Genomic DNA, 21336 nt, shown 5'->3' with positions numbered 1-21336 from the left:
ACGAGAAGGGGGCGCCCACCGGGGAGGGAGCGGCGCCCCTGGGAGGGTTCAGCGGCGGTGGCTGGCCTTGTGGGAGCGCAGGGCCGCCTTGCAGGCCGGGCACTGGCGCTCCGGGCCGTTGCCGACGACCGGGGCGGGGATGACGTGACCGCAGACGGCCCGCGTCGTGCCGAACACCAGCGGTCCGCAGTCCGGGCAGTGAAAGTGCGAGACCAGAGCGGGGGTGCGCGGCATGCTCACCACCACCCCGACGACTTCTTGGCAGCCTTGTCCTTGGCGGCCTCGGTGACGATGCGCTGCCGCTCGGTCTGCAAAGCGGTGATCTCGGCGGTGAGCCGGGTCTCGGCGGCCTGCCATGCGGTGTCCATGGCGGTCTCGGCGCGGCCGGTGCTCTCGCCCCGGTGGAGCCGGTAGCCACCGCGCGCGGCGGCGCCCATGACGGCACGGCGCTCTCGGCTGTCCAGCGGCCACAGTTCCCGCTCGCGGACAGCGATCAGCTTGCGGTTCGCCTTGTGGATCTCGCGATCCAGGCGGCGGGTGTCGGGCTTGCCCATGTCAGGCGCTCCTCAGGCAATCGGAAGATTCAGGGAAGGCGCAGGTCACGCACGTGCCGAGCGAGGTGGGGATCACGTAGCCCGCATCCCGCCGGCACTGCGGGCAGATGCGGCGAGCAGCGTTGGCCTTCGCGAGGGCGGCCCAGCGGCCCGGCGTCATCGGCCGGACCGGCAGGGCGAGGTCGACGCGGTAGAGGTGGGCGACCAGCGGCCCACGGCGGCGGCGCGGCCGTTCCAGCGTCGCCGCCACCTCCTGACCACCGGGCCGCAAGCCACGGGCGCGGAGTTGGCGGCGGGTGGCGTAGCCGTCGGGGGCCAGGCGCCACCGGAACACCGGCAGCGCCCCCATCACGCGACCTCAGCTGCCGTCGCGGCGCGTTCGGCGAGGATCGTGTCCCGCAGCGACCGGGCGTTCGCGGGCGAGGTGCGGATGGCGCGGCGGATACCCTCGCCGGTCACCTTCGCATCCGGCCAATCGGCCGTCGCCTTGCGTGCTTCGGCGAGCAACTGATCCGGCGTGCGCTTCGGGCGGGTCGACTTCGCCACCGCCGGGACACGGCCCGTCGCGCGGCGCGGTCGGGTCGACTCCGCCGCCACCGCGCGCCGCTCGATCGGCGCGACCGGGGCCGGGGCGATCGAGGGGAGCGGCTTAGCTGGGAGAGTCGACTTCAGAAAGCCGACGGCCACCGGCCGGGGCAGACCAGACACGTTCGGGGTGATCGGCGCAGGGGCCGATACCGGCAGGTCAGCCGTAGACCGTTTCATATCGGTCTCGGTAGATTCCTCCGCATTCGCGCTCACGGCAGGGATCGAGGCGGGGCGGTGGTGGAGCACCTTGGCCACGAGGTCGGAACCGAAGTAGATCGACCCGACCGGCAACGAGGTGGCGAGCAGGACCAGGGCCCAGTTCGCCGGGTCCCAGTCGGCCAGTCGACCCCAGTCGACCGTACGGCCGTGCAGCTCCGGCACCAACCCGTGCACGTAGTTGAGGACCAGCGACGCGACCGTATACGCCCCCAGCACCCGCAGGGCGAACGTGCGGTCGCGGTCGGCCAGGACCAGCGTGGCGATCAGAGCGAGCGCCATCAGTCCGTCGACCACGAACGGGTACAGCATCGCCGCCGTGTCATCGGCGCCGACGGCACCGGCGATGTCCCGCAGCGCATTCCACGACACCCGGAACGCCATGCCGACCACGGCGACCAGGGCGAGCACCAGGGCTGCACGGCCCTTGCGGTGAAGGTTCATGCCGCACCGCCTTCACGCTCGCGCAGGTTCAGGAGCGTGTTGATCTGACGGTGGCACAGAGCCTCATTCGCCGTGTCACCTGTCAGTGCGCAGGTCCGGGCCCGGGTGACGACCGCTTCCAGCGCCCGGTCAACGAGCGTGAAAAAGTCCGCCTCTACTTCCTCATCGGGGCACGGCCCGTAGACCATTTCGAGCAGCGACGTCCTCATGCCGCACCCCCGGCGGTGAGCAGGGCAGCGAGGATGAGCAGGGCGCCGCCGGTCAGGGTGAGGTCGACCGCGCGGCGCAGGCACGTGAACTTGGCGACCGCGAGCCGGGACAGTCCGGCGATGTCGGCGGCCAGGTCCCGGGTGACGGCCGCGCCGATCTCCTCGGCGGTGAGGGTGGCCCACAGGGGGAAGCCGTGCCGGCCACTCAGGTTCGGGCGGACCGACCGCAGCAGCAGACCCGCCGCGCCGACCAGCAGCGCCAGACCCGCACTGCCCACGACGACGGCGGCCACGGTCAGCGACAGGTCACGGGCGACCGTCCACGTGCCGGCGAGGACGGCGCCGACGAACGCCAGCAGCAGCGCCGTCTTGGTATCCGTCCGCGTGATCTCCGCCTTCACCTCGGCGTGCGCGGCGGTCAAGTTCTGGTCGGCGGCGCTCACGCGGCACCCCCGGGCAGGCTCGTTCCGGCCGCGTGGTTGACCAGGGCGACGCGGGCGGCGAGCGCGCGGCGGCGAGCCCGGCGGATGCGGCGCTCGTCGACCTCGGTCGGCGTGCGGTCGAGGGTGATGATGTGCGCGTCCAGCAGGTCGACGTCCGCGAGGATCACGGGCATCTCCTGCTCGATCGCGTCCAGCTCCGCATCCGTCGGCTCCATGAAGTCGGCGAACGCAGTAACAGCGTCCTGAACAGTGACGATGTGGTTCATGGGTCGTGGTCTCCCTAGCAGGCGAAACGGCCCGAACAGCGCCCCCGGTGTTCCAGCACCGGGGGCGCGCGCCGTTGTAGTGATCAGCTGCGCGAGACGCGCGGCACGGCCAGATGAAGCGGCCGGAGTGCCCCGGGCGAGATTCGATCTCGCGCCCTTCACGGCTGAATGCCGGGGCGGCGTGCATGTCTCCTTCGGGGGTGCCGCACCCGTACCAGGTAGCGCGGCATGACCCCGTTGTAGGCGTATGGAGACGTGACCTTTCGGTCTAAGCCCTCCCGAATGACAAGGGTCGGGTGCGCCCTCGGCCCGCTCTGTCCCGGGCCCCTTGACCCCGAACGAGCCCTGAATCAGAGCGCATTGAGGTCCTGCACCCGCTTGCCGGACGAACCGACCGGCGGGCACATCCCTAAGGTTCCCTAGGGTTCCCTGCGGTGTCAAGCGGTAAGGTAGGGAACCTCAGGGAAGTGACGAAAAGGAGCAAGCGACATGGCAGGCCAGGCCGACAATCGGGCCCCGTACGCGAAGATTGCCGCCCACTACATGGAGCTGATTTCGTCCGGCGAGCTTCAGCCGGGAACGCTCCTGCCGAGCATCAAGAACCTGTCGGAAGAGTGGAAGGTCAGCACCGCCACAGCCGAGAAGGCGCTTCGCAAGCTGCGCAACGAGGGACTCGTGCGAGGCATCCACGGCATCGGCACCGAAGTCCTGGACCGACCCGCCCCGATGTCCTCAGGTGCCCAGCGGCAGGACCGGGGACGCCGTACTGGCTCTAGCTGGGGAGCAGGAGAACGGTCCGACTCCCACCAGGCGGCCGTAGTACCCGCGCCCGCCGAAGTGGCGCAGGCACTGGACATCGAGCCCGGCTCAGACGTTGTCCGGCGTAGCCGGGTCTACAGGGACCGACACGGCATCGTGGCTCACAGCACCTCTTGGATCCCTGCCCGGTACGGCAAGCTGATCCCGCAGCTAGCAGCGAGCGAGCGCCTGACGGGGGGAACCTCGCTTCAGCTCATTGCCCAGGCGACCGGCCATCCGATCAGCCATCGCATCGACACGGCGTCCGCCCGCACACTGACGCCGGAGTACGCGCGCCTCCTGGAGCTGGACCCTGACAACCCGCCGACCGAACCGGTGGTCGTGATGACCGCGAAGTTCGTCGACAGCGAGGGCAGCATCGTGGAGTACGGCGTCGACCTCGGAGGGCCGGGCCGTACATGGCGCACAGAATCGGAGGTCACCCCGTGACGGTCGCGGACGACACGCTCGTGAGCGTGCTCGAAGACCGACTGGATGCACTGCTTGCAGCCCGCAGGGATGGCACAATCACGCCGGAAGTCGAAGCAGAAGTGTCCGCCATCTCCCGAACCATGACGAGTCCGATGTCCCCACGCCCACCGTTCTGCGTCCTGATGGCCGGACTCCCCGGGTCAGGCAAGACCACGCTGTCCCGCGCCCTCACGGATCGCGGATTCGTGAGGCTGTGCCCGGATGAGGAGATGTACCGCCGGCACGGCGTATACGGGGTCGACTTCCCCCGGGGCACCTTCCCCACTCTTGAACGGCCGGTGCTGGAAGACATTGCGGTCGAACTGCGGGAGCACCTCAAGGCCGGACACGATGTCGTCGTTGACCACGGCTTTTGGACTCCCGAGGACCGGGCCAAATGGCAGGCGATCGCCACCGACGCCGGGGCCGTCCCCCTACTCGTCTACCTTGCCGCCAGCCATGAGGAGCTGTGGGCGAGGATCAGCAAGCGCAACGAGTTCCACGCGGACGATCCGAACTCGATCTACTTCGCGGAGAGCGACCTTCAGCGGTACCGGGGCCGGTTCATACCCCCCACGGCAGATGAGCCCCACTTGTTGTACGAGGGGGACCCCGCCGTCGTGATCGCGGCCGTGGAAGAGTCCGACCACTGATACTTTCAGGGGTAGACGCGCAGGTCAGCCGGGCCGCTCCCCGTCTCAGTTTCCGTCTCATTCAACCCCGTTCGGCATCGTCCGGAGCCGTTCGCGCGACGGGCGAGGAGCCGGGAGCGAACGGGGTTGAACGACCCTGAACAACCCTCCGACCAGCACGAACAGACCTCGAAAGCGAGTGTGGCGCAAGTCACCGAGGGTTCAAATCCCTCCGCTACCGCTTTTGAAGGGCCCCGTCGAAAGACGGGGCCCTTCGTGCGATCATGAGCGACCGAAAGGCGTGGGTCGAAGGGACAGGGGAGGCCGCGGTGGCGGTGAACTCGAAGAAGATCGCCGTCTATGTGGTCGTGGTCTTCGTGCTGTACGTGATCATCACTGATCCGGCCAAGGCAGCCGACTACGTGCAGATAGGTTTCCAGGGCATATCCGACGCGGCGGGCGCCGTGGGCGACTTCATGACTTGGGCCGCCAACGGAGGAGAATGATGATCCGCCATCTCGTGCTGTTCAAGCTGAACGACGGCGTCGAGCGCGACGACCCGCGCGTCGTGGCGGGCGTCGAGGCGTTCCGGGCGCTCGGCGGCCAGATCGACGACCTCCGCTTCTGGGAGTGCGCCTGGAACATCAGCGACCGGCCCATCGCCTACGACTTCGCCATCAACTCGGCCGTGGACGACGCGGACGCGCTCAAGCGCTATCTCGAACACCCGGCGCACCAGGCGGGCGTCGCGCTGTGGCGCGAGTTCGCCACCTGGGTGATCGCCGACTACGAGTTCTAGGACAGCCCCCAGTACGACCGCGGGTCCGCAGGGACCCGCGGACCGTGGCCCGGCCCCGCACCAGCTCGGTGCGGGGCCGTTCCGCGTTCACTCAACACGACGTTATGCGGTGCTTGCACACAGTGGACATGTCTTGTGATGCTATGACCGCTTTTGACGGATGAGTTGACGGAAGAGTTGACAGATCACGAGGTGGAGTTGACCGTGCCGGCCAGTACTGCGCCTCAAGCACCGCCCGCGCCGCCCGCCCAGGCCCAGGAGGCCCCCGCGCCGCAGCGCAGCCGGGGTGCCGACACCCGGGCCCTGACCCAGGTGCTCTTCGGGGAGCTGAAGGGCCTCACCCCGGGCACGCCGGAGCACGACCGGGTGCGCGCGGCGCTCATCGAGGCCAACCTCCCGCTGGTGCGCTACGCCGCCGCCCGGTTCCGCTCCCGCAACGAGCCGATGGAGGACGTCGTCCAGGTCGGCACCATCGGGCTCATCAACGCCATCGACCGCTTCGACCCGGAGCGGGGCGTGCAGTTCCCGACCTTCGCGATGCCCACGGTGGTCGGGGAGATCAAGCGGTACTTCCGCGACAACGTGCGCACCGTGCACGTGCCGCGCCGGCTGCACGAGCTGTGGGTGCAGGTCAACAGCGCCACCGAGGACCTGACGACCGCCTTCGGCCGTTCCCCGACCACCGCCGAGATCGCCGAGCGGCTGCGCATCACCGAGGAGGAGGTGCTGTCCTGCATCGAGGCGGGGCGGTCGTACCACGCCACCTCGCTGGAGGCCGCCCAGGAGGGCGACGGGCTGCCCGGACTGCTCGACCGGCTCGGCTACGAGGACCCGGCGCTGGACGGGGTCGAGCACCGGGACCTGGTGCGCCACCTGCTCGTCCAGCTGCCCGAGCGGGAGCAGCGGATCCTGCTGCTGCGCTACTACAGCAACCTCACGCAGTCGCAGATCAGCGCCGAACTCGGCGTCTCCCAGATGCACGTCTCGCGGCTACTGGCGCGTAGTTTCCAGCGGTTGAGGTCCGCGAACCGGATCGAAGCGTAAGCTCGGCCAGAGCTCCGGGCGGAGTCGAAAGCACGAGCGAGGGATCACCGGGGAGAGCGAATCGCTCACCGGGGCCGTTGCGGGCGGAATCGGGCTGAAAGCCCATCAGACCCCCTGTTTCCAGGGGGTATTCGCATCTCGGATGTCGACATGTCACTACAGCGCGTTGCCGACATGTGACATTCTGCCGGAGACGCGTTTGCCGGGGCTTCGGCTCCGGTATTCAGGTGAGGGCTGCGTTCCCGGCGTGGGAGCGTGTGCCGCGACCGTCCCGCGACCCAAAGGGGGTGGCATGTCCGCAGAACAGGGCAGCTCGAAGGTGCTCGCGCTCGCGGAGAGCGAGACCGCGCCCGACTCGATCGAGGCGCTCGCCGTCGTCGAGCCCGTCGGCCCCATCGACTCCGTCGGCTCTCTCGACGGCGCTCCGGCCGTCGAAGCCGGGCCTGACCTCGACGCCGTGCCGGCCCAGACCCTTCCGGCAACGGAGGCCATCGACACCCGCACCCTGTCCCGCTCCCTGTTCCTGCGGCTCGCCGCCCTCGACCGGGACAGCCCCGAGCGTGCCTACGTCCGGGACACCCTGATCGAGCTCAATCTCCCGCTGGTGCGCTACGCCGCCGCGCGGTTCCGTTCCCGCAACGAGCCGATGGAGGACATCGTCCAGGTCGGCACCATCGGCCTGATCAAGGCGATCGACCGCTTCGACTGCGAACGGGGAGTCGAGTTCCCGACGTTCGCCATGCCGACCGTCGTCGGCGAGATCAAGCGGTTCTTCCGCGACACCTCGTGGTCGGTCCGCGTCCCGCGCCGCCTCCAGGAGCTGCGCCTGGCCCTGACCAAGGCCAGCGACGAGCTGTCGCAGAAGCTGGACCGCTCCCCGACCGTGGGTGAGCTGGCCGCCGTCCTCGGCGTGTCCGAGGAGGACGTCGTCGACGGCCTCGCGGTGGGCAACGCGTACACCGCCTCCTCGCTGGACTCGCCGGCCCCGGAGGACGACGGCGGCGAGGGCTCGCTGGCGGACCGCCTGGGCTACGAGGACACGGCGCTGGAGGGCGTGGAGTACCGCGAGTCCCTCAAGCCGCTGCTGGCCAAGCTGCCGCCCCGGGAGCGGCGGATCATCATGCTGCGCTTCTTCGCCAACATGACCCAGTCGCAGATCGGCGAGGAGGTCGGCATCTCGCAGATGCACGTCTCCCGGCTGCTCACCCGGACCCTGTCGCAGCTGCGCGAGGGCCTCATCTCCGACTGAGCCCCGTCACGGGACGGCGGACAGGACAGCGCGACGGCCGCCGCGGCACCTCGGGGGTGCCGCGGCGGTCGTCTTCGTATGTACCGGTACCGGCCGCAGGGCCCGGTACCGGTTCTAGCCGAGCGCCAGCCAGGCCACGGCCGCGACGACGATCACGGCGGCCACGATGCCGACGATCAGGCCGACGCGGGGTCCGGAGGAGGCGGCAGGGGCCGCCGCCTGCCGGCTCTGCGGGGCGTCGTCGACGAACGCACGGAACATCTGGGTGCTGCCTGCGGGGTCGTTATTGCCCTGGGGGCCCTGGGTGTTAGCCATGGGCCGAGACACTAGCGAATCCGCTCGTGCGGCCCAAGTGCGGGGCCGCCGAGTCCTCTTGACCCACCCCACCCCTTACCACCTGCGCATTTACTTTCGCAATACTTGCCTTTGCCAACTTTTTATGCCGCACCGGCCGTTTTTGTTTGCCTGTAGCAACTAACTGTCCTTATGGTTGCCCTAAGCAACGAATCGGGAGGTGCGCATGGCCGAGAAGGCGCAGTACGAGGAGCTGATCCGCCAGTTCAGCGCCTTCGGCGCCGTGAAACGGGAGATGGGGCGGCTGCTGCCGTCCGACTGTCCCGGCGGGTCCGTCGCCGTACTGACACTGCTCGGCCGCCACGGGGACATGCGCATGAGCAAGCTCGCGGAGCTGCTCGCGGTGGACATGTCGGTGACCAGCCGCCACGTCGCCCACGGCGCCGAACGGGGCTGGATCGAACGCTTTCCCGATCCCGCGGACAAGCGCTCGCGCATCCTGCGCCTGACGCCCGCGGGACAGGACCAGCTCGACGAGATCGCCGAGCGGACCACCCAGCTGCTCTCCCACCGCCTGAGCGACTGGTCCGACGACGAGGTCGGCCAGCTCTCCCGGCTCATGGCCCGCCTCAGGGCCAGCTTCGACGACTGCCGGGCCCCCGCGGCCCGGCCTCCCGCACTGTCCGGGGACGAACAGTCCACCCGTACACCCGCGATCACCACGTAAGTAAAGGAAGTCCATGGCAACGACCACACCAGCCGGTGTGCGGGCTCATGCCAAGCACGGGGGAGGCTCCACCGGAGACGCTCCGATGACGCACCGGCAGATCATGGAGGCACTGTCCGGGCTGCTGCTCGGCATGTTCTGCGCGATCCTGTCCTCGACCATCGTCACCAACGCCCTGCCCGAGATCATCGGGGACCTCGGCGGCGGCCAGAGCGCCTACACCTGGGTCGTCACGGCCTCGCTGCTGACGATGACCGCCTCGACCCCCCTGTGGGGCAAGCTCGCGGACCAGTTCAGCAAGAAGGCCCTGGTCCAGATAGCCCTGATCGTCTTCGTCATCGGCTCCGTCGTGGCCGGTCTGGCGCAGAACCCCGCGATGCTGATCACCGCGCGGGCCATCCAGGGACTCGGCGCCGGCGGTCTGTCCGCCCTGGCGCAGATCATCATGGCCGCGATGATCGCCCCGCGTGAGCGCGGGCGCTACTCCGGCTACCTCGGCGCCACCTTCGCCGTCGCCACCGTCGGCGGCCCGCTGCTCGGCGGCGTCATCACCGACACCAGCTGGCTCGGCTGGCGCTGGTGCCTCTACGTCGGCGTGCCCTTCGCGATCCTCGCGCTGGTCGTGCTCCAGAAGACCCTGCACCTGCCCGTGGTCAAGCGGAAGGTCAAGGTCGACTGGGCCGGCGCCTTCTTCGTCACCGCGGCCGTCTGTCTGCTGCTGGTCTGGGTCACCTTCGCCGACGACAAGTACTCCTGGATGTCCTGGCAGACCGCTGCCATGGTCGGCGGCGCCATCGTGCTGACGCTGATCTTCCTCCTCGTGGAGTCGAAGGCCAGCGAGCCGATCATCCCGCTGCGCCTGTTCAGGAACCGCACCATCACCCTGGCCTCGCTGGCCTCGCTGTTCGTCGGTATCGCGATGTTCGCGGGCACCGTCTACTTCAGCCAGTACTTCCAGCTGGCCCGGGACAAGTCCCCGACCATGTCGGGCGTCATGACGATCCCGATGATCGGCGGCCTGTTCGTCTCGTCCACGCTCTCCGGCATCATCATCACCAAGACCGGCAAGTGGAAGCGCTGGCTGCTGGCCGGCGGCGTGCTGCTGACCGCGGGCCTGGGCCTGCTCAGCACCATGCGCTACGACACCCCGTACTGGCACATCGCGATCTTCATGGCGCTGATGGGTCTCGGCGTCGGCATGATGATGCAGAACCTGGTGCTCTGCACGCAGAACCAGGTGGAGCCGAGCGACCTGGGCTCCGCGTCCTCCACGGTCACCTTCTTCCGGTCCCTCGGCGGCGCGGTGGGCGTCTCGGTGCTCGGCTCCGTCATGTCGACCCGGATCAGCCACTACGCCACCGACACCATCGGGCAGCTCAAGCCCGAGGACCGGATGGCGGCCGGCAAGGCCCTGGGCTCCGGGCAGATCCCCGACATGGACCTGCTCCCCGCGCCCATCCGCAGCTGGCTGGAGAGCGCCTACGGGCACGGCATCGCCGACATCTTCCTGTACGTCGCGCCGATCGCCCTGCTCGGCTTCCTGGTGACGCTGTTCATCAAGGAGGTCCCGCTGCGCACCAAGGGTGCCCTCGCCCAGGCGGCCGAGTCCTCGGCCGAGGCCGCCCCGCCGGTGGCGGGCATCCCCGCGGAGGCCGTCCGCGTCGCCGACGAGCCGGTTCCGGCCGGTGCGATGGCCGCCGTGTCGGCCACGCCGTCCGGCAACCCGGCCGCCTCGGCCGTCTCGGACACCGCGGCCGCCCCGGCCGCCGGACCGGCCGCCACCCAGCGGCTGGCCGCCGTCGCCACGACGGCCGGCTCCGGTGAACCGCAGGCGCCCGTCTCCGGCGGCATCGCGGTCCGCGGCTTCGTCCGCGGCGCCGAGTCCGCCCCGGTCCCGCAGGCCGCCGTCACGCTGATCTCCCTGGCCGGCCGCCAGCTCGGCCGGTCCGTCGCCCAGGCCGACGGCTCCTACGCCGTCGACGCGCCGAGCGCCGGGTCGTACGTGCTGATCGCCTCCGCCGACGGTTTCCAGCCGCAGGCCTCCACCATCGTCGTCAACGACGAGCCGGTCGCCTACGACATCCTGCTCAGCGGCACCAGCGGGCTCACCGGCCTGGTCCGGGCCGTGGAGGGCGGGCTGCCGGTCAAGGACGCCATGGTGATCGTCACCGACGTGCGCGGCGACCTGCTGGCCAGCGCCACCACCGGCGAGGCGGGCGAGTTCGCCTTCACCGAGCTGGTGCCGGGCACCGTGACCGTCGCGGTCAACGCCGCCGGCTACCGGCCCCGCGCCCTGCCCCTGGAGGTCGGTGGTACCGGCGTCACCCGCGTCGAGGTCGACCTCCAGGCCGGGGCCCAGGTCCAGGGTGTCGTGCGGGCCCCGCACGGTCCGCTGGCCGACGCCCGGGTCACCCTGGTCGACGCGGCGGGCAACGTGGTCGGCACGGCCACCACCGGGGCGGACGGGGCGTACGCCTTCACCGACCTGGACACCGGTGAGTACACCGTCATCGCGACCGGCTACCCGCCCGTGGCGACGGCCCTGACGGTCGCCGGCCCGGGTGCCGACGGCCACGACATCGAGCTCGCCCACCCCGGCGAGTAGCAGAACCCCGGCCCGTGGTGGCGTGCGCGCTCTGAGCGGAGGTGCGCCCGCCCACCACGGGCCGGTTTCTTTACGACCACTTTCTGAGCCTTTGCAGGGAGAAAACGGGATGGGACTGACCGCGAGGATCCGAACGCGGGACGGATGGGCCGTGTCGCACGCGGTCGTCACGGTGACCGACATGACCGGCACGCAGGTGCTGCGCGCCGAGGCGGACACCGAGGGCGCCGTGCGGGACACCACCGCGCTGACGCCGGGGGCGTACACCGTGATCGTCACCGCGGTCGGCTACGCGCCGGCCGCCTCCAGCGCGATCGTCACCGCGAGCGGCCGGGCCGAGGTCGGCACGGTGACGCTGGCCCGCCAGGGCGGCACCGAACTGCCGCCGCCGGGGCCGTGGACCGTGGACCCGGCGCACTCCAGCGTGGCCGCCGTCGCCCAGCACCTCGGCATCTCCAGCGTGCGGGGCCGCTTCACCGACTTCGCCGCCACCGTCGAGATCGCCCCGGACGACGTCACCAAGTCCCGGGTGGAGGCGGTGATCCGGGCGGCCTCCATCGACACCGGCAACGGCATGCGCGACACCCACCTGCGCTCGCCGGACTTCCTGGACGTCGAGCGGTTCCCCGAGATCACCTACCGCTCCACCGGCGTCTCGGAGGCGGGCCCGGACCGCTGGACCGTCCACGGCGAGCTGGGCCTGCACGGGGTCGTCCGCGAGGTCGACCTCGACCTGGCCTACCTCGGCACCGGCGCCGACCCCTGGGGCGGCACCCGGGCGGCCTTCCGCGCGACGGCGGAACTGCACCGCGAGGACTTCGCCATGAACTACAACCAGGTCGTCCAGGCCGGCATCGCCGCCATCGGCACGACGCTCCGGGTCGAGCTGGACGTCCAGGCGGTCCAGGGGGAGTCACTGCCCGCGGTGTGAGGCCCGGCGCGGCCGCTCCAGGGCCCGGTGGGCGTCGATGCGTTCCCGGGCCACGGGCATACCGGCCGCCTGGTCCATGACGCCGCGGGAGAGCGGGGCGGTGCAGTGAGGTCGTGACCGTACGGACGTCCCCTCACCGTTCGGTCACGCCTCGGCCGCCCGTACCGGAGTTGGCGTCGACGATGCGGCGGGCCAGGTCGCGCAGCTTCACGTTCTCGCGCTGCGAGGCCTTCACCAGGGACTCGAAGGCGCCGGCCGCGTCGATGTCCAGGCGCTCCATCAGGATGCCGGTGGCCTGGCCGATCAGGTCCCGGGTGCGCATCGCCTCGGTGAGCTGCTCGCGTACGGTCGCGGAGTCCAGGGCGAGGGAGACGTGCGCGGTGAACAGCCGCCCGATGCGGGTGGCGTCCTCGCCGAAGGCCTGCGGCTTGCGGGCGTACGCGGTCAGCACGGTCAGCCGGCGCCGGTCGGCGCGCAGCCGCAGGGACAGCGTGGAGCGCAGGCCGAGCCCGGACAGGACGCTGCCGCCGCCCTCGGCCTCGCTGTCGTCCGTCCGCACCACGGGCGTGGTCCACAGCCGCTCCCAGTCCGGGTGCGGGGTGTGGCCGCCCTGCCGGGGCTCGGCGGCGAACCGCACGGTCTCGTCGGTCCAGGCGAGGGAGCGCAGCCGGCCACCGCGCTGGATCTCCGAGATGCCCGCGTGCTCGGCGTCGGGCAGCAGGCGTACCGCCAGTGCGACGGCGGTGTTCATGGTGTCGCCGGGGGAACTCGTCGCGTGCAGGTCACCGGCCGCGGCGGTCAGGGCCTCGGCCAGCTCGAAACCCACTGGAAAACGCGGCAAATCAGTAAATTCGGACGCAGCCACCACGAACCTCTTCGGCAAGCGCGGCCTCACGGCCGTGCGCAGGAGAGCTCCGCAGCACATTCCCGACTGCGAGCACAGGACGAACAGCACTTTAGCTGCTCGGTTGCGTGTCGGTGACGCTCGGCCGACGGTCCGGGCGGCCCGGCGGCCGGGCGAGCGGTGTGCCTTCCGCACCGCCCTGCCGCGTGGTGGAATGGGGCCGGGTCAGGAAGCGGCCCGGCCAAAAGCCCGACGGACGTCTGTCAGGTGAGTGCTGTGACCTTCCTCCCCCAGCCCTTCGAGCCCTGCGAGCCGTGTGATCCACCCGGATGCGTCGTGCTCGCGATGCCCGGCGAGATCGACTTCTGCAATGCCGCGGGGCTGCTGCCCCTGATCACGACCGCCGTGGAGCAGCACTCGGACGGACTGCGCCTGCTCGTCCTGGACCTCTCCTCGACCCGTTTCATGGACTCCCAGGGCGTCCGCCTCGTCGCGGCCGTACGCCACCGGCTGCCCGACCACGCTCAGCTGCGTGTGGTGGCCGTCCCGAAGGGTGTACCGAGCCGCGTCCTGGAACTCTCCGGCCTGCGCCGCGACGTGCCGGTCCACGACAACCTCGCGGAGGCGCTGCGCACGGGGAGCGGCACGGCGGGGAACGGGACGGCGGGGAGCGGCACGGCGGCCTAGGCTGGCGGCATGTCACCGAACATCGCGACGAACACCCGCGTCTCCCTGGACAAGTTGCTGGACTTCGTACGCCCCCGGCACCGGGCGATCCTGCTGACCCGGCGGGCCGACGGCAGCCCTCAGGGCTCGCCCCTGACCTGCGGGGTCGACGACGCCGGCCGGATCGTCGTCTCGACCTACCCCGAGCGGGCCAAGACCCGCAACGCGCGCCGCGACCCGAGGGTCAGCCTCATCGTGCTCAGCGACGAGTGGAACGGCCCGTGGGTCCAGATCGACGGCACCGCGGAGGTCATCGACGCGCCCGACTCCGTGGAGCCGCTCGTGGAGTACTTCCGCAACATCTCCGGCGAGCACCCGGACTGGGACGAGTACCGGCAGGCCATGGTCAAGCAGGGCAAGTCCATCGTCCGGGTGACACCGGAGAAGTGGGGACCGGTCGCGACGGGCGGCTTCCCGGCCCGGCTGGCGGCGGACGGCTAGGGCCTGCATGGGGTCGCGAGGCAGACGGGAATTGTCAGACGGGCCCCAGGAGGCGTCCGGGGGCCGTACGCCGGGGTGGACGGCCGGTGCCGGGCCGATCAGCTCCGCTCGACCATCGCGTCGATGCCCGCGACGAGCAGGTCGAGGGCGAACTCGAAGTCCCGGTCCAGCATTTCCGCCACGGTGTCGCCGCCCCGGGCCGCCATGATGTTCTGCGCGTCCTCGATGACGCCCGCGGTGTCCGGCACCTCGGTCACCGCGGTCATCGAGTCCTGGTAGTACTCCTCGGGGCTCAGCCCGGTGTCCGCCACCCGGGCGAGGAAGCGGCCCTCGATGGTGCCGTAGCCGTAGACGAACTGGAAGACGGCGGAGATGGCGCCGGTCAGGCGGTGCGCGGGCAGCCCGCTGCGGCGCACGACGTTCTGCACCGCCCGGGAGAAGGCCAGCGAGTGCGGCCCGATATTGAGGTAGGTGCCGACCAGCCGGGACGACCAGGGGTGGCGCACCAGCAGAGCCCGGTTCTCCCGGGCCAGGGCCCGCAGCTCCTCGCGCCAGTCGAGGCCGGCGTCCGGATCGGGGTGGCGCAGCTCGCCGAAGACCGCGTCCAGGGCGAGTTCGAGCAACTGGTCCTTGGTGTCGACGTACCAGTACACGGACATCGCGGTGACGTTCAGTTCGGCGGCCAGGCGACGCATCGAGAACCCCGTCAGGCCCTCGGCGTCCAGCAGCCGGACGGTGACCCCGGTGATCCGGTCCCGGTCGAGCCCGGACGGCTGCCCCCCACGGCGCCCGCCGCGCCGCCCCTCCCCCGACAGCCACACACTGTCCCGCGGCCCCTCCCGCCCTGCCTTCGCCATGCGCACCTCTCCTCGACTTCGTCGATGCCGCACATGCTAGGCGTCCCTTCGGGGGCGCGAGGCGTGACGATATGCGGCTCCGCCGCGCGGCCGCGACCAGCTCCCGTTCCCGTTCCTCGGCGGATTCCTCGGGGGACGTCGTCATGCCGTACAGCGCACGGGAGACTCTCATGCGCTGTACAACAGCTTCTCGTACGGGGCTCCCGGGGTGTCCGGAGCGATCAGTCCGTCGGCGAGGTGAGGTCGTAGAAGGTGGCCGAGCCGGCCGTGACCTCCTTGAAGTTGGCCTCGACCCACGAGGTGATCTGCGACGCGGTGCCGGAGTCGCCGCCCATGCCGCCACCCGTACCGCCGCCGATGAAGTAGTGGATCCGGCCGTCCGTCACGTACTTCTTGAACTGGGTCAGGGTCGGCGACGGGTCGGTGCCGTTGAAGCCGCCGATCGCCATCACCGGGGCGCCGGTGCCGAGCTGATAGCTCGCGGCGTTCTGGGAACCGATCGCGGCGGCGGCCCAGGTGTACGCGCCGGCGTCGGTCTCCAGCAGCTTCTTCGCCTCCGAGTCGACTTCGGCGCCGTTGAGCAGGCCACCCATGCCGCCGCCCACACCCATACGGCCGCCCTCGCCGGTCGGACCGCCGTTCCGGCCGTTCGGTGCCTGGCCGTTCCGGCCGTTCTGGTCGTTGGGCGTCTGGCCGTTCTGGTTGGTGCCTCCGGCGCCCGGCGCTGTGCCACCGCCGGGGAGGACGCCACCACCGGGACCACCCTGGCCCTGGCCCTGACCAGGGGCGTTCCCACCGCCCGGGAAGCCGCCGCCACCGCCGGGGCCGCCTCCCATGCCCGCGCCGGACGGACCGGCCGTGACGATGGACCCGCTGTGCCCCTCGCGCACGGTGCTCAGCGTGTACGCGGTGGGCGCGGCCAGCGACGCCACGAGGCCGAGGCCCGCCGCCGCGAGGGCGGTCCGCCGCCCCAGCCGCCCCGCGAAGACCAGCCCGAGCGCGGCGACCAGGCCGCCGACCAGGACCGGCATCTTCAGCCAGGGAAGGTAGTCGGGCGTCCGGTTGAGCAGTACGTACCCCCAGGCCGCGCTCGCCGTGACGGCGGCGGCGAGGGCGAGCGACGCCCGGATCCGCTCGCGCCGCTCCCACAGCGTCGCCGCGCCCATGCCGACGACCGCCGCCAGGTACGGGGCGAGGGCCACCGTGTAGTACTGGTGGAAGATGCCGGCCATGTAGCTGAATACGGCCGCGGTCATCAGCAGCGAGCCGCCCCAGACCAGGAAGGACGCGCGCACCGGGTCCGTGCGGCCGGCGCGGCGGGTGGCGACCAGGCCCGCGACGAGCAGGATCAGGGCGGCCGGGAGCAGCCAGGAGATCTGGCCGCCGATCTGGGAGTCGAACATCCGGTCCCAGCCCGTCTCGCCCCACTGTCCGCCGCCACCGCCACCGCCGCCGCCCATGCCGCCGCCCCCGCCGCCGACGCTGCCGGTCTCCTCGCCGTTGAGGCGGCCGAGGCCGTTGTAGCCGAAGGTCAGCTCCAGGAAGCTGTTGTTCTGCGACCCGCCGATGTACGGGCGGGACGAGGCCGGCCACAGTTCGACGACCGCGACCCACCAGCCGCCGGAGACGACGATCGCGGCGGTCGCCAGCGCGAGCTGGCCGAGGCGCTTCCTGAGCCGCACCGGTGCGCAGACGCCGTAGACGAGGGCGAGGGCGGGCAGGATCAGGAAGGCCTGGAGGGTCTTGGCCAGGAACGCGAAACCGATCGCGACACCCGCCCACACCAGCCACTTGGTCCGGCCGTCCTCCAGCGCCCGTACGACGAGGTAGCAGGCGACGGACATCAGCAGGGCGAGGAGCGCGTCCGGGTTGTTGAACCGGAACATCAGCGCGGCGACGGGCGTCAGCGCGAGGACGGCGCCCGCGATCAGTCCGGCCGCGGGGCTGAACCGTCGGCGGACGGCCGCGTACACGACGGCGACCGTGCCCACCCCCATCAGCACCTCGGGGACGAGGACCGACCAGGAGGAGAGGCCGAAGATCCGCACCGCCAGCGCCATCGGCCACAGCGCGGCCGGCGGCTTGTCGACGGTGATGGCGTTGCCCGCGTCGAGCGAGCCGAAGAAGAACGCCTTCCAGGACTGGCTGCCCGCCTGCACGGCCGCCGAGTAGAAGGAGTTGGCCCAGCCGGAGGCGCTCAGGTTGGAGAGGTAGAGGAGGGCGGTGGCCAGCAGGAGGCCGAGGAAGGCGGGGCGTACCCAGCGCGGGTCCTCGGGGCGGCCGTGCCACACCCGGCCGAGCCGGGACCGCCGGGGCTGCCGGTGGTCGGGCGGCGGTCCCGCGTCTTCGTCGGCCGGGGTGCTCGTGCCGTCGGCGTGCGTGGTCGGGTCGTAGTGCGTCGTCATCGGGCGTCGCTCCAGGTGCGCTGCGGGTCCGGAAGGTGAGGGTCCGGCGTGTGGGCCGTGGGCGGCGCGTCGGGGAACACCCAGGCGCGGAAGAGCAGGAAGCGCAGCACGGTGGCGGCGAGGTTGGCGGCGATCAGCACCGCCAGCTCGGTGGAGTGGTCCGGGTGGGCCGTCGCCGCGCTCAGGGCGGCCAGCGAACCGCTGGTCAGCGCGAGGCCGATGCCGAACACGACCAGTCCCTGCGCCTGGTGCCGCACGGCGCCGCCCCGGCCCCGTACCCCGAAGGTGAGCCGCCGGTTGGCGGCGGTGTTGGCGACCGCCGAGACCAGCAGCGCGAGCGCGTTGGCGAGCTGGGAGCCGGCGAAGTGGCGGAAGCCGCTGTAGAGGAGGAGGTAGAAGAGGGTGGACAGGGCGCCGACCACGCAGAAGCCGACGAGTTGCCGGGCCAGGCCCTGCGGTACGCCGGTCAGGTCGCGGTCGCGCGGGTCGTCGCCGAAGGGGCGGACCAGCCGGTCCAGCGGCAGCGAACCGGTGGCCAGGGCCCTGCCGACCCGCCACACGCCCTTGAGGTCCTCGGTCGCCGTCCGCACGATGTGCACGGTGGAGTCCGGGTCGTCGATCCAGTCGACGGGTACCTCGTGGATCCGGCACCCGGCGCGCTCGGCGAGCACCAGCATCTCGGTGTCGAAGAACCAGCCGGTGTCCTCCACCAGCGGCAGCAGCACCTGGGCCACGTCCCGGCGGATCGCCTTGAAGCCGCACTGGGCGTCGGAGAAACGGGCCTGCAGGGAGCCGCGCAGGATGAGGTTGTAGGTGCGGGAGACGAACTCCCGCTTGGCGCCGCGCACCACCCGCGAACTGCGGGCGAGCCGGGAGCCGATGGCGAGGTCCGAGTGGCCGGAGATCAGCGGCGCCACCAGCGGCAGCAGCGCGTTCAGGTCGGTGGAGAGGTCCACGTCCATGTAGGCGAGGACCGGGGCGTCCGAGGCCGACCAGACGGTCCGGAGGGCCCGGCCGCGCCCCTTCTGCTCCAGCCGGACCGACCTGACCGCCGCGAGGTCGGCCGCCAGACGGGCCGCGACCTGCGGGGTGCCGTCCGTGGAGGCGTTGTCGGCGACCGTGATGCGGAAGGCGTAGGGGAACGTCCGGATGAGGTGCTCGTGCAGTCTCCGGACACACGGCCCGAGGTCCTTCTCCTCGTTGTAGACGGGGACCACTACGTCCAGGACAGGCGTACCGGCTCCGGCGGCCGGGAGGTGCTCCCGCGCCGGCAGGGAGCCGGGAGAAGAGTCGGTTCGCATGGGACCGACTCTTCTCAACTCCCCTGTCGCACCCGTGTGGTGGTGCTGTGCTGCGCCTGTGAGTGCGCCCGCCGGCCCGGCCGGTCGTGGACCGCGGGCAGGGACCGGTCGTGGACCGCGGGCAGGGACCGGTCGTGGACCGCGGGGAGATACACGGTGAAGACCGTCCGGCCCGGCGCGCTGTCCACGGTCACAGCACCGCCGTGCGCGGTCGTCACGGCCTGCACGATGGCGAGCCCGAGGCCCGTCGAGCCGGTCGCGCGGGACCGTGCCGAGTCCCCGCGCGCGAACCGTTCGAAGACGCGCGGCAGCAACTCGGCCGGGATGCCCGGCCCGTTGTCCGCCACGTCCACGCAGAGCCACGCCCCCTCGCGTCGGACGCGCGCGGTGACGGTCGTGCCGGGCGGGGTGTGGTCGCGGGCGTTGCCCAGCAGGTTGACCAGCACCTGCTGGAGCCGGGCCGGGTCCGCCGACACCAGGGCCGGTTCGTCGGGCAGGTCGAGCCGCCAGGTGTGGTCGAGACCGGCCGCACGGGCGTCGCCGACGGTGTCGACGACCAGCGGTACGAGGTCGGTCCGGCCGAACTCCAGCGGGCGTCCGGCGTCCAGGCGGGCGAGCAGCAGCAGGTCCTCGACCAGCAGCGTCATACGGCCGGCCTCGGACTCGATGCGGCCCAGCGCGTGCCGGGTGTCCGGGCCGGCCTGTTCGCGTCCCCGGCGGGTGAGTTCGGCGTAGCCGCGGATGGAGGCGAGCGGGGTGCGCAGTTCGTGGCTGGCGTCGGCGACGAACTGCCGTACCCGCGTCTCGCTCTGCTGCCGTGCGTGCAGGGCTCCGTGCACGTGGTCGAGCATGCGGTTGAGCGCGGAGCCGACCCGGCCGACCTCGGTGTGCGGGTCGCACTCGGACTCCGGGACCCGTTCGTCGAGGTTCACCTCGCCCGTGTGCAGCGGGAGTTCGGAGACCCGGCCGGCGGTGGCGGCGACCCGGCGCAGGGGGCGGGTGGCGACGCCGACGATGACGGCCCCGGCGAGAGAGGCGGCGACGAGTCCTGCTGCGGTGACGCTGGCCTCCACGAGGATCAGGGTGCCGATGGTGCCGTCGACGTCGGAGGTGGGCAGGGCGGCGTAGTAGCCGTCGTGGTACTCGACGCGGTAGTCACCGAGGCCGGCGATCTCGACGGTGTGCGCCGCGCCGTCCCGGGGGACCGAGGCGAGCGCGGTGCGCTGGGCCTGGTCGAGGGAGACCGCCGTGGTCCTGCTGGGGTCCGTGCTCTCGTCGTCCTTCTTGCCGTACTTGGCGTCGACGACGGCACCGTCCCGCGTCTCGGCGACGATCGTGTCGCGCGGCTGCGGACCGCCGCGCGTGACGAAGTCGTCGAGGTCCATCCGCTGCTTCACCCCGCCGCCGGGCCCCGGTTCGCCCGGCGGCCCGAAGCCGGACACGCGCCGCACGACCTCGCCCACCTGCCCGTCCAACTGCTCGTACAGGTGCGAGCGCAGTGCGACCGTCGTCACCGTCCCGATCACCGCGCACACCACCGCGATCAGCGCCACGGACACGACGACGAGCCGCGTCCGCAGGGTGCGCGGCCGCGGTCGTCGCCGTCCGTTCACGAGACCGCGGGCTTGATCAGGTATCCGGCGCCGCGCCGGGTGTGGATCATCGGCTCGCGCCCCGCGTCGATCTTCCGGCGCAGGTAGGAGATGTACAGCTCCACGACGTTGGCCTGGCCGCCGAAGTCGTAGGACCACACGCGGTCCAGGATCTGCGCCTTGCTCAGCACCCGCCTGGGGTTGCGCATGAGGAAACGCAGCAGCTCGAACTCGGTGGCGGTGAGGTGGATGCCGTCGCCGCTCCGGGTGACCTCGTGGCTGTCCTCGTCGAGGGTGAGGTCGCCGACGACGAGGACGGAGTCGGAGCGCCGGTCGGCGGCGCCGGAGCGCCGGATCAGCCCGCGCAGCCGGGCGACGACCTCCTCCAGGCTGAACGGCTTGGTGACGTAGTCGTCGCCGCCCGCGGTCAGCCCGGCGATCCGGTCCTCGACGGCGTCCTTGGCGGTCAGGAACAGCACCGGCACGTCCGGCAGGTCACGGCGCAGCCGCCCCAGCGCGCTCAGGCCGTCCATGTCGGGCAGCATCATGTCCAGTACGACGGCGTCGGGCCGGAACTCGCGCGCGGTCCGGACGGCGCCGTGGCCGTCGCCCGCGCTGCGGATCTGCCAGCCCTCGTAGCGCAGGGCCATGGACAGCAGTTCGGTGATGGACTGCTCGTCGTCCACTACAAGCACCCGGACGGGGCTCCCGTCCGGCCTCAGCAGTTCGGTGCGCCCCTGGGGCGAGGTCGTGGTCATGACGGTCACCTTGTCGAGGCGCTCTGAGAGGGTCCTTTCCCCAAGCTGTGATTTCTCTGAGAAGCCCGCGGGAGCCGCCGGCCACCGGTCCTCAGCCCCTGGCACGGGTCCTCAGCGCACCGGCACGGGTCCTCAAGCGCTC

General features: G+C 71.4%; 25 protein-coding genes and 1 pseudogene. 11 read left to right on the top strand and 15 right to left on the bottom strand.

Features of this window, described 5'->3' with window-relative positions:
- Positions 1–48 precede the first annotated feature (48 nt).
- Genes C4J65_RS17200 through C4J65_RS17170 form a run of 7 tightly spaced genes read right to left on the bottom strand, consistent with a single transcriptional unit; the run spans position 49 to position 2720 of the window.
- Positions 49–234 (bottom strand): hypothetical protein, encoded by a 186-nt coding sequence (locus C4J65_RS17200; RefSeq protein WP_162833215.1) that lies wholly within the window; start codon positions 232–234, stop codon positions 49–51.
- A 2-nt stretch (positions 235–236) separates the two neighbouring features.
- Positions 237–554, bottom strand: a complete 318-nt coding sequence (locus tag C4J65_RS17195; protein WP_115743204.1) for a hypothetical protein — start codon at positions 552–554, stop codon at positions 237–239.
- 1 nt (position 555) lies between these two features.
- Entirely contained in the window at positions 556–903 is a 348-nt protein-coding gene (locus C4J65_RS17190) for an RRQRL motif-containing zinc-binding protein (RefSeq protein WP_115746497.1), read from the bottom strand.
- Positions 903–1802: a DUF2637 domain-containing protein gene (locus C4J65_RS17185; protein WP_115743203.1), complete on the bottom strand. Its 900-nt coding sequence runs from the start codon at positions 1800–1802 to the stop codon at positions 903–905. The genes C4J65_RS17190 and C4J65_RS17185 overlap by 1 nt, the downstream gene beginning before the upstream one ends.
- Positions 1799–2011: a hypothetical protein gene (locus C4J65_RS17180; protein ID WP_115743202.1), complete on the bottom strand. Its 213-nt coding sequence runs from the start codon at positions 2009–2011 to the stop codon at positions 1799–1801. Before C4J65_RS17180 ends, C4J65_RS17185 begins: the two co-directional genes overlap by 4 nt.
- Complete coding sequence (locus tag C4J65_RS17175; RefSeq protein ID WP_115743201.1) at positions 2008–2454, bottom strand: Pycsar system effector family protein; 447 nt, start codon at positions 2452–2454, stop codon at positions 2008–2010. Before C4J65_RS17175 ends, C4J65_RS17180 begins: the two co-directional genes overlap by 4 nt.
- A complete protein-coding gene (locus C4J65_RS17170; protein ID WP_115743200.1) occupies positions 2451–2720 on the bottom strand; it encodes a DUF6284 family protein in 270 nt (89 codons plus the stop codon). Before C4J65_RS17170 ends, C4J65_RS17175 begins: the two co-directional genes overlap by 4 nt.
- A gap of 489 nt (positions 2721–3209) precedes the next feature.
- Here C4J65_RS17170 and C4J65_RS17165 point away from each other — a divergent pair, with 489 nt between their 5' ends.
- The 6 genes from C4J65_RS17165 (at position 3210) to C4J65_RS17140 (ending at position 7713) form a co-directional block, all read left to right on the top strand.
- Positions 3210–3968, top strand: a complete 759-nt coding sequence (locus C4J65_RS17165; RefSeq protein ID WP_115743199.1) for a GntR family transcriptional regulator — start codon at positions 3210–3212, stop codon at positions 3966–3968.
- Positions 3965–4642, top strand: coding sequence for an ATP-binding protein (locus C4J65_RS17160; protein ID WP_115743198.1), 678 nt, complete (start codon positions 3965–3967; stop codon positions 4640–4642). The genes C4J65_RS17165 and C4J65_RS17160 overlap by 4 nt, the downstream gene beginning before the upstream one ends.
- Positions 4643–4905: 263 nt before the next feature.
- Positions 4906–5127, top strand: coding sequence for a hypothetical protein (locus C4J65_RS17155; RefSeq protein ID WP_003974925.1), 222 nt, complete (start codon positions 4906–4908; stop codon positions 5125–5127).
- On the top strand, positions 5127–5420 hold the full coding sequence (locus C4J65_RS17150; protein WP_115743197.1) for a Dabb family protein: 294 nt from the start codon (positions 5127–5129) through the stop codon (positions 5418–5420). Before C4J65_RS17155 ends, C4J65_RS17150 begins: the two co-directional genes overlap by 1 nt.
- Positions 5421–5624: 204 nt before the next feature.
- Positions 5625–6464 carry an RNA polymerase sigma factor SigF gene (locus tag C4J65_RS17145; RefSeq protein WP_115746496.1) on the top strand — a complete coding sequence of 280 codons (840 nt, stop codon included), beginning with the start codon at positions 5625–5627 and terminating at the stop codon, positions 6462–6464.
- 292 nt (positions 6465–6756) lie between these two features.
- On the top strand, positions 6757–7713 hold the full coding sequence (locus C4J65_RS17140; protein WP_115743196.1) for an RNA polymerase sigma factor SigF: 957 nt from the start codon (positions 6757–6759) through the stop codon (positions 7711–7713).
- Between the two features lie 114 nt (positions 7714–7827).
- Here C4J65_RS17140 and C4J65_RS17135 read toward each other — a convergent pair whose 3' ends face one another.
- A complete protein-coding gene (locus tag C4J65_RS17135) occupies positions 7828–8028 on the bottom strand; it encodes a hypothetical protein (RefSeq protein WP_104635005.1) in 201 nt (66 codons plus the stop codon).
- 205 nt (positions 8029–8233) lie between these two features.
- On the opposite strand from C4J65_RS17135, the gene C4J65_RS17130 reads away from it, so the two are divergent.
- From C4J65_RS17130 to C4J65_RS17120, 3 genes are all read left to right on the top strand, one after another.
- A complete protein-coding gene (locus tag C4J65_RS17130) occupies positions 8234–8734 on the top strand; it encodes a MarR family transcriptional regulator (protein ID WP_109029062.1) in 501 nt (166 codons plus the stop codon).
- A gap of 13 nt (positions 8735–8747) precedes the next feature.
- On the top strand, positions 8748–11339 hold the full coding sequence (locus C4J65_RS17125; RefSeq protein WP_115743195.1) for an MFS transporter: 2592 nt from the start codon (positions 8748–8750) through the stop codon (positions 11337–11339).
- A gap of 109 nt (positions 11340–11448) precedes the next feature.
- Complete coding sequence (locus C4J65_RS17120; RefSeq protein ID WP_115743194.1) at positions 11449–12270, top strand: YceI family protein; 822 nt, start codon at positions 11449–11451, stop codon at positions 12268–12270.
- Here C4J65_RS17120 and C4J65_RS36680 read toward each other — a convergent pair.
- Positions 12268–12372, bottom strand: a pseudogene (locus C4J65_RS36680) (antitermination regulator); the annotation flags it as partial. The gene C4J65_RS17120 and the pseudogene C4J65_RS36680 overlap by 3 nt on opposite strands.
- Positions 12373–12403: 31 nt before the next feature.
- Positions 12404–13153 (bottom strand): ANTAR domain-containing protein, encoded by a 750-nt coding sequence (locus tag C4J65_RS17110; RefSeq protein ID WP_162833213.1) that lies wholly within the window; start codon positions 13151–13153, stop codon positions 12404–12406.
- 237 nt (positions 13154–13390) lie between these two features.
- Here C4J65_RS17110 and C4J65_RS17105 point away from each other — a divergent pair, with 237 nt between their 5' ends.
- Both C4J65_RS17105 and C4J65_RS17100 read left to right on the top strand, forming a co-directional pair.
- On the top strand, positions 13391–13801 hold the full coding sequence (locus tag C4J65_RS17105; RefSeq protein ID WP_115743192.1) for an STAS domain-containing protein: 411 nt from the start codon (positions 13391–13393) through the stop codon (positions 13799–13801).
- A 9-nt stretch (positions 13802–13810) separates the two neighbouring features.
- Positions 13811–14281, top strand: a complete 471-nt coding sequence (locus C4J65_RS17100) for a PPOX class F420-dependent oxidoreductase (protein WP_115743191.1) — start codon at positions 13811–13813, stop codon at positions 14279–14281.
- Positions 14282–14379: 98 nt separating this feature from the next.
- On the opposite strand, the gene C4J65_RS17095 is transcribed toward C4J65_RS17100, so the two are convergent.
- From C4J65_RS17095 to C4J65_RS17075, 5 genes are all read right to left on the bottom strand, one after another.
- Positions 14380–15138, bottom strand: a complete 759-nt coding sequence (locus C4J65_RS17095; protein ID WP_115743190.1) for a TetR/AcrR family transcriptional regulator — start codon at positions 15136–15138, stop codon at positions 14380–14382.
- A gap of 221 nt (positions 15139–15359) precedes the next feature.
- Positions 15360–17543, bottom strand: a complete 2184-nt coding sequence (locus C4J65_RS17090) for a glycosyltransferase family 39 protein (RefSeq protein ID WP_115743189.1) — start codon at positions 17541–17543, stop codon at positions 15360–15362.
- Positions 17540–18844 (bottom strand): bifunctional glycosyltransferase family 2/GtrA family protein, encoded by a 1305-nt coding sequence (locus tag C4J65_RS17085; RefSeq protein ID WP_115743188.1) that lies wholly within the window; start codon positions 18842–18844, stop codon positions 17540–17542. The genes C4J65_RS17090 and C4J65_RS17085 overlap by 4 nt, the downstream gene beginning before the upstream one ends.
- 14 nt (positions 18845–18858) lie before the next feature.
- The gene (locus C4J65_RS17080) at positions 18859–20457 is read right to left on the bottom strand and encodes a HAMP domain-containing sensor histidine kinase (protein WP_115743187.1); all 1599 of its coding nucleotides are present in this window, start codon (positions 20455–20457) and stop codon (positions 18859–18861) included.
- The gene (locus C4J65_RS17075; protein ID WP_162833212.1) at positions 20454–21194 is read right to left on the bottom strand and encodes a response regulator transcription factor; all 741 of its coding nucleotides are present in this window, start codon (positions 21192–21194) and stop codon (positions 20454–20456) included. The genes C4J65_RS17080 and C4J65_RS17075 overlap by 4 nt, the downstream gene beginning before the upstream one ends.
- Positions 21195–21336: the final 142 nt, after the last annotated feature.

Source organism: Streptomyces sp. CB09001, from assembly GCF_003369795.1.
Classification (GTDB): Bacteria; Actinomycetota; Actinomycetes; order Streptomycetales; family Streptomycetaceae; genus Streptomyces.
This window is presented reverse-complemented; position numbering and strand designations above follow the sequence as displayed.

Coding starts and splice junctions, on each gene's coding strand:
- C4J65_RS17100 (WP_115743191.1), top strand. CDS start 13,811: ATGTCACCGAACATCGCGACGAACACCCGCGTCTCCCTGGACAAGTTG.
- C4J65_RS17095 (WP_115743190.1), bottom strand. CDS start 15,138: ATGGCGAAGGCAGGGCGGGAGGGGCCGCGGGACAGTGTGTGGCTGTCG.
- C4J65_RS17135 (WP_104635005.1), bottom strand. CDS start 8,028: ATGGCTAACACCCAGGGCCCCCAGGGCAATAACGACCCCGCAGGCAGC.
- C4J65_RS17200 (WP_162833215.1), bottom strand. CDS start 234: ATGCCGCGCACCCCCGCTCTGGTCTCGCACTTTCACTGCCCGGACTGC.
- C4J65_RS17185 (WP_115743203.1), bottom strand. CDS start 1,802: ATGAACCTTCACCGCAAGGGCCGTGCAGCCCTGGTGCTCGCCCTGGTC.
- C4J65_RS17090 (WP_115743189.1), bottom strand. CDS start 17,543: ATGACGACGCACTACGACCCGACCACGCACGCCGACGGCACGAGCACC.
- C4J65_RS17075 (WP_162833212.1), bottom strand. CDS start 21,194: ATGACCACGACCTCGCCCCAGGGGCGCACCGAACTGCTGAGGCCGGAC.
- C4J65_RS17165 (WP_115743199.1), top strand. CDS start 3,210: ATGGCAGGCCAGGCCGACAATCGGGCCCCGTACGCGAAGATTGCCGCC.
- C4J65_RS17180 (WP_115743202.1), bottom strand. CDS start 2,011: ATGAGGACGTCGCTGCTCGAAATGGTCTACGGGCCGTGCCCCGATGAG.
- C4J65_RS17140 (WP_115743196.1), top strand. CDS start 6,757: ATGTCCGCAGAACAGGGCAGCTCGAAGGTGCTCGCGCTCGCGGAGAGC.
- C4J65_RS17120 (WP_115743194.1), top strand. CDS start 11,449: ATGGGACTGACCGCGAGGATCCGAACGCGGGACGGATGGGCCGTGTCG.
- C4J65_RS17170 (WP_115743200.1), bottom strand. CDS start 2,720: ATGAACCACATCGTCACTGTTCAGGACGCTGTTACTGCGTTCGCCGAC.
- C4J65_RS17190 (WP_115746497.1), bottom strand. CDS start 903: ATGGGGGCGCTGCCGGTGTTCCGGTGGCGCCTGGCCCCCGACGGCTAC.
- C4J65_RS17130 (WP_109029062.1), top strand. CDS start 8,234: ATGGCCGAGAAGGCGCAGTACGAGGAGCTGATCCGCCAGTTCAGCGCC.
- C4J65_RS17125 (WP_115743195.1), top strand. CDS start 8,748: ATGGCAACGACCACACCAGCCGGTGTGCGGGCTCATGCCAAGCACGGG.
- C4J65_RS17155 (WP_003974925.1), top strand. CDS start 4,906: ATGAGCGACCGAAAGGCGTGGGTCGAAGGGACAGGGGAGGCCGCGGTG.
- C4J65_RS17195 (WP_115743204.1), bottom strand. CDS start 554: ATGGGCAAGCCCGACACCCGCCGCCTGGATCGCGAGATCCACAAGGCG.
- C4J65_RS17085 (WP_115743188.1), bottom strand. CDS start 18,844: ATGCGAACCGACTCTTCTCCCGGCTCCCTGCCGGCGCGGGAGCACCTC.
- C4J65_RS17150 (WP_115743197.1), top strand. CDS start 5,127: ATGATCCGCCATCTCGTGCTGTTCAAGCTGAACGACGGCGTCGAGCGC.